The organism is Acidovorax sp. (assembly GCF_046314175.1).
In the GTDB taxonomy this organism is placed as follows: Bacteria; Pseudomonadota; Gammaproteobacteria; order Burkholderiales; family Burkholderiaceae_C; genus Acidovorax.
Map to the genome: position 1 here is coordinate 1 of NZ_JBKBXG010000136.1, position 8,938 is coordinate 8,938.

9 protein-coding genes are annotated in these 8,938 nt (G+C 63.5%); 4 read left to right on the forward strand and 5 right to left on the reverse strand.

The features are described from left to right. Positions 1-118: 118 nt before the first annotated feature. The gene (locus tag ACK4OE_RS24050) at positions 119-646 is read left to right on the forward strand and encodes an energy transducer TonB (RefSeq protein WP_409888837.1); all 528 of its coding nucleotides are present in this window, start codon (positions 119-121) and stop codon (positions 644-646) included. Here ACK4OE_RS24050 and egtB read toward each other — a convergent pair. Both egtB and egtD read right to left on the reverse strand, forming a co-directional pair. After that, the gene (egtB, locus tag ACK4OE_RS24055; protein ID WP_409888839.1) at positions 615-1,868 is read right to left on the reverse strand and encodes an ergothioneine biosynthesis protein EgtB; all 1,254 of its coding nucleotides are present in this window, start codon (positions 1,866-1,868) and stop codon (positions 615-617) included. The two genes, ACK4OE_RS24050 and egtB, sit on opposite strands and share 32 nt — an antisense overlap. Positions 1,869-1,880: 12 nt before the next feature. Continuing rightward, positions 1,881-2,807, reverse strand: a complete 927-nt coding sequence (gene egtD / locus ACK4OE_RS24060) for an L-histidine N(alpha)-methyltransferase (RefSeq protein WP_409888841.1) — start codon at positions 2,805-2,807, stop codon at positions 1,881-1,883. Between the two features lie 400 nt (positions 2,808-3,207). Between egtD and ACK4OE_RS24065 the strand changes: the two genes are divergently transcribed. Both ACK4OE_RS24065 and ACK4OE_RS24070 read left to right on the forward strand, forming a co-directional pair. Then, a complete protein-coding gene (locus ACK4OE_RS24065) occupies positions 3,208-3,852 on the forward strand; it encodes an intradiol ring-cleavage dioxygenase (protein ID WP_409888853.1) in 645 nt (214 codons plus the stop codon). 140 nt (positions 3,853-3,992) lie between these two features. Further along, positions 3,993-4,994 (forward strand): metal-dependent hydrolase, encoded by a 1,002-nt coding sequence (locus ACK4OE_RS24070; protein ID WP_409888843.1) that lies wholly within the window; start codon positions 3,993-3,995, stop codon positions 4,992-4,994. Between the two features lie 168 nt (positions 4,995-5,162). On the opposite strand, the gene ACK4OE_RS24075 is transcribed toward ACK4OE_RS24070, so the two are convergent. Both ACK4OE_RS24075 and ACK4OE_RS24080 read right to left on the reverse strand, forming a co-directional pair. After that, on the reverse strand, positions 5,163-5,753 hold the full coding sequence (locus ACK4OE_RS24075; protein ID WP_409888845.1) for an OmpW/AlkL family protein: 591 nt from the start codon (positions 5,751-5,753) through the stop codon (positions 5,163-5,165). A gap of 112 nt (positions 5,754-5,865) precedes the next feature. Continuing rightward, positions 5,866-6,855 (reverse strand): DUF808 domain-containing protein, encoded by a 990-nt coding sequence (locus tag ACK4OE_RS24080; protein ID WP_409888847.1) that lies wholly within the window; start codon positions 6,853-6,855, stop codon positions 5,866-5,868. A gap of 199 nt (positions 6,856-7,054) precedes the next feature. On the opposite strand from ACK4OE_RS24080, the gene ACK4OE_RS24085 reads away from it, so the two are divergent. Continuing rightward, the gene (locus ACK4OE_RS24085; RefSeq protein ID WP_409888849.1) at positions 7,055-7,741 is read left to right on the forward strand and encodes a class I SAM-dependent methyltransferase; all 687 of its coding nucleotides are present in this window, start codon (positions 7,055-7,057) and stop codon (positions 7,739-7,741) included. Positions 7,742-7,832: 91 nt separating this feature from the next. Here ACK4OE_RS24085 and ACK4OE_RS24090 read toward each other — a convergent pair. Beyond that, on the reverse strand, positions 7,833-8,938 hold a 1,106-nt coding region (locus ACK4OE_RS24090), incomplete at its 5' end, for a phosphoribosylformylglycinamidine synthase subunit PurQ (RefSeq protein ID WP_409888851.1).

Below are 8,938 nucleotides of genomic sequence, written 5' to 3' on the forward strand. Positions count from 1 at the left end.
AAGGTGTGATGGCGGCACAGATTTCAAGCTTTTTTGGCCTCTAGCGCTTATCCATAAAGCGCTAGTAGCTATGATTTTTGATGTCTCTCTACGCCGGTGTTGGAATGGTATTGAAGCCATGCACCCGACTAACATCGGTCGCATGCCGTGCAGTCCACCTCTGCCCCTTTCCGCTGCTGGCCGGCGCAGCACCCACCGTCTGGTTCTGCTCGGGCTGTGTCTTGGGGCTGCGGGTTGTGCCGCTCCACAGGCACCGCGCTATGTCGTCGGGCACGACACCATTGCCCGGCCAGAGCCCGCTGCCCAGCACTCGCTGATTGAACAGGTGCTGGAGCGCCAGGTCACGCCCCCACTCGACGGCCCGGTACGGTTGCTGGCAGCGCCGCTACCCGGCTATCCGGCCGCGTTGCGCCGCGCCAGACTGGAAGGCACGGTGCGTGTGCGGTTTCAGGTGCAGCACGACGGCACGGTGGGACCCGCCTTTGTAGTCGGCGAGACACCAGAACCCCTTGCCCGCATTGCGCTGGCCACGATCCGCCAGTGGCAGTTTGCGCCTATGGCGCGCCGGGGCCAACCTGTGTCGCAGTGGTTCGGGCAGCCGTTCAAGTTCCGTCTCACAGGTCCCGCGCCAGCCGCAGGCCTGTGAACTGCCAGCGCGCAGTGGCCGGAAAGAAATTGCGATAGCTGATGCGCTCGTGACCAAGCGGTGTCGCCACGGAGCTCCCCCGCAGCACGTACTGGTTGACCATGAACTTGCCGTTGTATTCGCCCACAGCCCCATCAGCCACCCGAAAGCCTGGATACGGCGCATAGCTGGACTGCGTCCACTGCCAGGCCGCGCCAAACCACTGGACCATCTGCACAGCATCCGCGTCGCTAAAGTCATCGCCTGGGAGATGTGGGGCCTGTGAAAAAGCCGGCTTTTCCAGAGACTGCCGGGCCGCGTGTTCCCACTCCGCTTCGGTAGGCAGGCGCGCGCTCATCCAGCGGGCATAGGCATCGGCTTCGTAATACGACAGGTGGACAACGGGCCGGGCACCTTCCAGGGGCTGCAAGCCGGTCAGCGTGAAGCTGTGCCAGCCGCCTTCCAGGCGTTGCCAGTACAAGGGGTGCTCCAGCGCCTGCGCGGCGCGCCAGTCCCACCCTTCAGCCAGCCACAGTGCCGGGTTCTGGTACCCGCCGCCGTCCACAAACGCCGCATACTCTGCATAGGTCACCAGGCGCGAGGCCAGCGCGTAAGGATGCAAGTACACCCGGTGGCGAGGGCTTTCGTTGTCAAACGCAAAGCCCTCCCCTGCGTAGCCTATGTCGGTCAAGCCCCCTTCAAACGGCTGCCAGTGGAGCGCAGGGGCGGCAGGCGGCAGCACCACAGCGGTGGGCAAGTAGGCGGGCCACAGCGGGTTGCACGACAGCAGGTGCTTGACGTCCGTCACCAGCAATTCCTGGTGCTGCTGCTCATGCTGCAGGCCCAGCTCGATCAGCGCACACAGCGCGGCGTTATGCGCCACAACGGGCAGCAGGGCTGCCATGCGCGCGTCCACGTTCGCGCGGTAGGCCAGCACCTCGGTCAGCGGCGGCCGCGTTAGCAGGCCGCGCTGCGGGCGCGGGTGTTTGGCGCCCACGCCGTTGTAATAGGAATTGAACAGCACCCGGAACGCGGGCTGAAACGGCACAAATCCCGGTTCATGCGCTTCAAGCACAAAGGTTTCAAAGAACCAGGTGGTGTGGGCCAGGTGCCACTTGGCAGGGCTGGCATCGGGCATCGACTGTGCGCCGCAGTCTTCGGCCGACAGAGGTGCCACCAGCGCCACCGACCGGTTGCGCACCGTGGTGAAGTGGGACAGCAGGTCAAGGTGGTGGGCGGTCATGGGAGGGTGTGTTCAGGGACGAGCGTGAACGACAGCGAACCAGCCCCGCTCGTCGGTCCACGCCTGGGCCTGCGAAAAACCGGCGCGCGCCAGCATGTCGGTGAACACAGGCAAAGGGTATTTGTAGCTGTTTTCTGTATGAATGCGCTCGCCCTGTTCAAAAGCGCGCTCGCCCCCGGGCCAGCGCACCTGTGCATCGGTCGTTGCCTCCAGGTGCATCTCGATGCGGGACTCTTCGGTATTGAAGAACGCCCGGTGCTGCCACTGCGCCACATCAAAATCGCTGCCAATGAGTCGGTTCACATGGCGCAGCACATTGCGGTTGAATTCGGCCGTCACACCGGCCGCGTCGTCGTAGGCGGCTTCCATCACGGTCACGTCCTTGGGCAGGTCAATGCCGATGAGCAGGCCGCCGTCGTCGTCGATCAGCTCGCGCATGTGTGCCAATAGCTGGAGCGCATGCGGGGGGTCAAAGTTGCCGATGGACGAGCCGGGATAGAAAACCAGGCGGCCGGTGCGGGGAATGTCATCGGGCAGATGCACGCCCTGCGTCATGTCGCCGCCCACGGCGCGAACATCCAGCCAAGGCAGGTCGGCGCTCATCGCCGCCACTGCGTCTTGCAAAAAATCGGCCGAAATATCCACCCCCACAAAACATGCAGGCTGCACCAGCTGGCACAGGGTGCGTGCCTTCTGACAACTGCCAGCACCCAGCTCGATCAGCGTGCGCCCTGTGCCCACCGAGCGTGCAATATCGGCGGCATGCTGCTGCATGAGGGCAGTTTCAGTGCGGGTGGGGTAGTACTCTGGCAGCTGGGTAATGGCCTCGAACAGGCGCGAGCCGTGCTGGTCGTAAAAGTATTTGGGGGAAATGCGAGCGGGCCGCTGGCTTAGCCCCATTGAGATGTCTGCGTGATTAGAAGGGCGGGTCAAGGGCATGGGTCAGTGAAACGTCGTGCGCGGCAGGTTGGCCGCTGGTTCAGGCATGGGCACGTTGCCCCGCCGCCATCGAGGGATTGTGCGGCGCCCCGGGGGGCGTGTGTGTAGGTCAACTCCCAATGCCCTTCAAATGCGGTGCAAGCCCCCTTGCCGCTGCCGACTTTTAGCGCATAGCGTAGCGGCACCGGGCGCCGTGATGCGATCATGGCCGCCACGTTCTACGCCCGCTACCCTCAGCACTACCCCACGCATTGACCCTGCGGATCCAGCATCGGTCATTTTTCGGTGGCAATGTGCAGGGTACTTTGTGTGAACAGATAACTCCAACCTCACTTTGCAGGAGTGAACAATGCCGCGCCTCAACACGCCACCGACCCGCGCCACTCAAATGCATGCAGCGATGGGTACAAACGCGCCCGGCGACGCCACGCGGCGAGCCCTGTTGCAGCGCACCGCATGGGCAGCAGCCTGGGTGGCAGCCCCCGCCCTGGTGCACCCTGCGCTGGCCCAAGGGCGCCTACGGCCTACCCCGCGCCAGACCGAGGGGCCCTTTTATCCCGTTGCCCTGCCCGCCGACAGCGACGGTGACCTGCTGCGCAATGGCAACCTGCAATACGCCCAGGGCCAGCCCGTGTGGGTTGAGGGCCAGGTCACCGACACCGCGGGCGTGCCGCTGGCCGGTGGGGTGGTAGAGATCTGGCAATGCGATGCTGCGGGCCACTACCACCACCCAGGCGACGGGGACAAGGCCTCGCGCAGTTTTCAGGGCTTTGGTCGGGTCACCCTGGGCCGCGATGGCCGATACCGGTTTCGCACCATCCGCCCCGCGCCCTATACCGGCCGCACGCCGCACATCCACTTCAAGGTGCGCCTGCCACAGCGGGATTTGCTAACCACACAGATGTATGTGGCGGGCGACCCCGGCAACGCGCGCGACTTTTTGTGGAACAACCTCAGCGAGGCGGGACGTGCCGCACTGACGGTGCCGTTTACCCCCACCAGCGACGGCGCCAAGGCGGAGTTTGCATTGGTGGTGCAGGTTTGAAAAGGGCCAGCACAACGCCCTGCGGTCTTTGACAGCACGGACTCGCGAGGGCTATGCAGGCCATCCGTAACGCGACGGCTGCAACCTTGCGCCGCTGCTTTTAGCTGTCGCTTTCTTCACCCCCCACTCCTTTCTGATCCATGGATTCCGTTAGCCAACTTGTCCTCGGCGCCGCCGTTGTGATCTCTGCCATGGGGCGCCGCACTGCCGTCTGGAAGGCAGCACTGTGGGGTGGCGTTGCAGGCACCCTGCCCGACCTGGACGCGCTCATCGACCACGGTGACGCCATCTTGAACATGGTGCTGCACCGGTCCGAGAGCCATTCACTGTTCTACCTCACAGCGCTGTCGGTGCCCCTTGCATGGATGGTGTCGCGCCTGCACAAGGAGCCCGCGCTCTTTGGGCGGTGGTGGCTGGCGCTGTGGCTGGCGCTGATCACACACCCCTTGCTCGACTGGATGACGGTGTATGGCACGCAGCTACTCCTACCTTTCACGAGCTATCCGTACGCAGTGGGCAGCATTTTCATCATCGACCCGCTGTACACGCTGCCGCTGCTGATGGGGGTGGTCGCGGCGCTGCTCACAGGCCACGCACGGGGTCTGGTCTGGGCGCGCTCCGGGCTGGCAGTCAGCACAGCATACCTGGCGTGGAGCGTGTTGGCGCAGGGCCTGGCGGTGAACCAGATCATGGCGTCGCCGCCTGAACCGAACCTGCCTTCTGACCAAATTTTGGTCACGCCAGCGCCTTTCAACACCCTGCTGTGGCGCGCGGTGGCCGTCACGCCCACGCATTACTACGAGGGCTATACATCGTTGCTGGACGGCGGCCGCCCTGTGCGCTGGACACAGCATCCCCGTGGCGCAGACCTGTACGCGCAGTACCAGGGCAGCCCGCTGGTCAACCGCGTGGCGCGATTCAGCCACGGCTTCTTCAAGATGACGGAGGCAGACGGGGAAGTTTTCATCACCGACCTGCGCATGGGCAACGAACCTACCTACACCTTCCATTTCAACCTGGGTCCGTCGGCACAGGTGGCGGCGGGCACGCACCTCACCACACAGCAGTGGCAGCGGCCAGACCTGGCCACTGCCCTGCCCTGGCTGTGGCAGCGCATGTGGGGGCGGGACGTGAGCCTCTAAGAGGCACCACCAGACACGGCCAAGGCAACCGGCGATCTGCGATTCGACAAGTAAAAAAAGGGCTGGCGCAAACGCCAGCCCTTTTTCACTTGGTGAACTCTCGCTACCGGTCAAGCTGGGCCTGTGCGCCCCAGAAACTGGACCAGAAGTCGGTTCAGAAACGCCAGTTTAGAACCGCCAGCCCAGACCCACGCCCACCAGAACGGGGTCTACCTTGAAAGTGCCCAGCTTGACACCGCCAGCCGTGACGTCGGTCTTGATATAGACCTTCTTCACATCAAAGTTCAGATACAGGTTCTTCTGCAATGGAATGTCCACGCCCACCTGCAGCGCAGGGCCGAAGCTGTTGCGGTCAATGTCCACGCCAGCAGGCAACTTCACGCTGGAAAAGCGCGTGTAGTTCAGGCCTGCGCCCACGTAGGGCTTGAAGCCCGGCGCGTCAAAGTGGTACTGCAACAGCAGCGCGGGTGGCAGGTGCTTGAGCGTGCCGATGGCGGTGCCCGCAGCGCTCAGCGTCTGCTTTTGCGGCACGGTCAGGATCAGCTCGGCCGCCACGTTCTTGTTGAAGAAGTACGTGATATCAACTTCAGGAAGCGTTTTGTTGTTGATGGACAGGCCCAGGGGAGTGCTGTCCTTGTTGGCGCTATCGAGGTGCACCACGCGTGCACGGACCATCCAGGGGCCTTCCGCCTGTTGGGCCAGGGCAGTGCCCGAAGTCAGGGCGCACAGAACGGCGATAGCCAGCAGGTTTTTTTTCATGGTATTTCGCATCGGTTGGACGGGGACGACCCCCGTGCATGCATTGAACCGCTGCGGCACCACGCGCACCTTGCCCTAGCTCAAACCCTCGGTGTTTACCCTGAACTTTGTATCAATGCGCGCCCGTCTTGCCCCGCAAGCGTTGCACCAGCATCACACCTGCCAGCACCAGGCCGCCCGCCACGATACCCACCACGGCGTTGAGCAGATTGGGTAGCAGCACCTCCCATAGCGGGCCCACCGGCCACTGCGCTGATGCAGCACCGGCTGCTTCGACCCAGTGGTGCACGACGGGCACACCGTGAACCAAAATCCCTCCGCCCACCAAGAACATCGCTGCAGTGCCTGCAATCGACAAGCCCTTCATCAGCCAGGGCGCTGCCCGCAAGATGCCCGAACCAATCGCGCGGGCCACACTGCTGGCCTTGTTGTTGAGCCACAGGCCCAGGTCATCCAGCTTGACAATGCCTGCCACCAGCCCATACACACCCACGGTCATGATGACTGCGATACCCGACAACACGGCCACCTGCTGCGCAAAGGGCGCGGTGGCCACGGTGCCCAGGGTGATGGCAATGATTTCTGCGGACAAGATGAAGTCGGTGCGAACCGCTCCCTTGATCTTGTCCTTCTCAAAAGCTACCAAGTCAACCGCGGGGTTGGCATTGGCCAAAACGCGGCTTTCGTGCTCGGCAGCATCCTCATGCGGCGCGTGCAGAAACTTGTGGGCGATTTTTTCAAACCCTTCAAAACACAGGAACGCACCGCCCACCATCAGCAGCGGAGTCACAGCCCACGGCGCGAAGGTGCCGATGAGCAATGCCGCCGGGACCAAAATGAGCTTGTTGAGAAATGAGCCTTTGCACACAGCCCACACGACAGGAATCTCACGGTCTGCGCGCACCCCAGAGACCTGCTGAGCATTGAGCGCCAAATCATCCCCCAGCACACCAGCGGTCTTTTGTGCCGCGACCTTGGTCATGACCGACACATCGTCGGCCATCGCGGCACTCTTCTTGGCTGCGACCTTGGTCATGAGGGCCACGTCATCGAGGATGGTGGCGATATCGTCCAACAGGGCAAGCAGGCTGCCAGAGGCCATGGGAATTCCTTGGGGTTGATGGGGGCGGCACTGCGGTCAGTCGCCCGGTGTGCGCGCGACTATAGCAATACGCAGGTTGCCGAAATCGCAATACAGCCACACATCAGGGCGCCGCCTCGCACAAGGCGCATACTCGCGCCTTCACCCATCACACCGGGGTCCCAAGAGACAGCGCTTGGACGGGCTTCATGCCCAAGCCATGCCTGGCTACCTCACCAAACAAGAAGACGTCGCCGTCGTTGGCGCAGCCGACCTCATCATTCGCTCCCTGCTGGACAAGCAGCAGTTCTCTGACCCGCTGGGTGCCGCCGACGCCTTGGGGATCTCATCAGCCTCGTGGCCTTTGTTCGGGCTGTTGTGGCCCTCAGCCGCTCAACTGGCAAATCGCATGGCAAGCCGCCCCCTGCGGACAGGGGAGCGGGTGCTGGAGATTGGCTGTGGCCTCGGGCTGGCCAGCCTGGTGTGCCACCGCCGGGGCATGGACATCACGGCCAGCGACTGCCATCCGTTGGCGGAATCATTTTTGCAAGAGAACGTGCGCCTGAACGGTATGGCACCGCTCAAGTACCGCACAGGCCAATGGGGCGCCGAAACGCAAGGCCAGGACGGATCAGTGCAGGGGCAGTTCGATCTCATCCTGGGCAGTGACGTGCTGTACGAACGCGATGCCCGGGCGACACTGGCCAGTTTTCTGGACCTCCATGCCGCCAACAGCGCGCAAATCTGGATCGTGGACCCGAACCGGGGCAATCGGGCCACCTTTCACAAACAGATGGCCATGCACCGGTTTGAGGTGGTGGAAGAACGCCTGGACCGCCCGGCCCTCGGCAACGTGGCCGCCTACAAAGGCCGCCTAATGGTGTACGAGCGGCCTGTGCGGGGCTGAACACCAACGAAAAAGGCCGGACCTGGGTGGGTCCGGCCCGGGTGCCGTTGCGTCACGCGCCTGGGTGCGGTGCGTTCAGCTCTTCAAATCTTTACGCAACCCACTTGCGAGCGTTGCGCCAGATACGCATCCACGCGCTGTACTCCGCCTTGTCCTCGCTCGTCCAGCTCATCTGCACGTTGCGGAACACGCGCTCGGGGTGCGGCATCATGGCCGTGAAGCGGCCGTCGGCCGTAGTCACCGCCGTCAGGCCGCCTGCGCTGCCATTGGGGTTGAAGGGGTACTGCTCCGTCGCGCGCCCGCGGTTGTCCACGTAGCGCATGGCGGCAATGGCCTTGTCGGCGTTGCCCCGGTACTTGAAGTTGGCATACCCCTCGCCATGCGCCACAGCAATCGGCAGGCGGCTGCCCGCCATGCCTTGCAGGAACAGGCTGGGGGATTCGAGCACTTCCACCATCGACAGACGGGCTTCAAAACGCTCGCTCTGGTTGGTGGTGAAACGTGGCCAATCCTGTGCGCCGGGGATGATGTCCGCCAGCTCGGCAAACATCTGGCAGCCATTGCACACGCCCAGGCCAAAGGTGTCCGCGCGGCCAAAGAAGCCCTGGAACTGCGCAGCCAGCACCGGGTTGAAGGTGATGGAACGCGCCCAGCCAATGCCCGCACCCAGGGTGTCGCCGTAGCTGAAGCCGCCGCAGGCGACCACGCCCTTGAAGTCTTCGAGCTTGACCCGGCCGGTCTGCAGGTCGGTCATGTGAACGTCGTAGGCCTCAAAGCCTGCTTCCGTGAACGTGTAGGCCATCTCGATGTGCGAGTTCACACCCTGCTCGCGCAGGATGGCGACCTTGGGGCGCGCCAGGTTGAGGTAAGGCGCAGCAACGTTGTCAGCCGCGTCGAACTTAAGGTGCACGTGCATGCCGGGGTCGGTGGGTTCGCCAGCTGCGGCGTGTTCGGCGTCTGCGTTGGCGGGGTTGTCGCGTTGCTGGCAGATCTTCCAGCTCACGGCGTCCCACACCTGGTGCAGGTCGGCCAGCGGCGCACTGAATACGGCCTTGGCGTCGCGCCAGACCTGCAGTTCGCCCTTGCCTGCGTCGATCTCGGACGATGCAGGACGCGTTTTGCCGACGAAGTGGCTGAACTTGGACAGGCCATGCTCGCGCAGGGTCTGCATCACGTCGTTGCGCTCGGCAGTACGCA

What these genes read in the sequence shown, in the direction of transcription:
- ACK4OE_RS24075 (WP_409888845.1), bottom strand. Translation starts at nt 5,753, where the DNA reads ATGAAAAAAAACCTGCTGGCTATCGCCGTTCTGTGCGCCCTGACTTCG.
- egtD (WP_409888841.1), bottom strand. Translation starts at nt 2,807, where the DNA reads ATGCCCTTGACCCGCCCTTCTAATCACGCAGACATCTCAATGGGGCTA.
- ACK4OE_RS24065 (WP_409888853.1), top strand. Translation starts at nt 3,208, where the DNA reads ATGGGTACAAACGCGCCCGGCGACGCCACGCGGCGAGCCCTGTTGCAG.
- ACK4OE_RS24050 (WP_409888837.1), top strand. Translation starts at nt 119, where the DNA reads ATGCACCCGACTAACATCGGTCGCATGCCGTGCAGTCCACCTCTGCCC.
- ACK4OE_RS24070 (WP_409888843.1), top strand. Translation starts at nt 3,993, where the DNA reads ATGGATTCCGTTAGCCAACTTGTCCTCGGCGCCGCCGTTGTGATCTCT.
- ACK4OE_RS24080 (WP_409888847.1), bottom strand. Translation starts at nt 6,855, where the DNA reads ATGGCCTCTGGCAGCCTGCTTGCCCTGTTGGACGATATCGCCACCATC.
- ACK4OE_RS24085 (WP_409888849.1), top strand. Translation starts at nt 7,055, where the DNA reads ATGCCTGGCTACCTCACCAAACAAGAAGACGTCGCCGTCGTTGGCGCA.
- egtB (WP_409888839.1), bottom strand. Translation starts at nt 1,868, where the DNA reads ATGACCGCCCACCACCTTGACCTGCTGTCCCACTTCACCACGGTGCGC.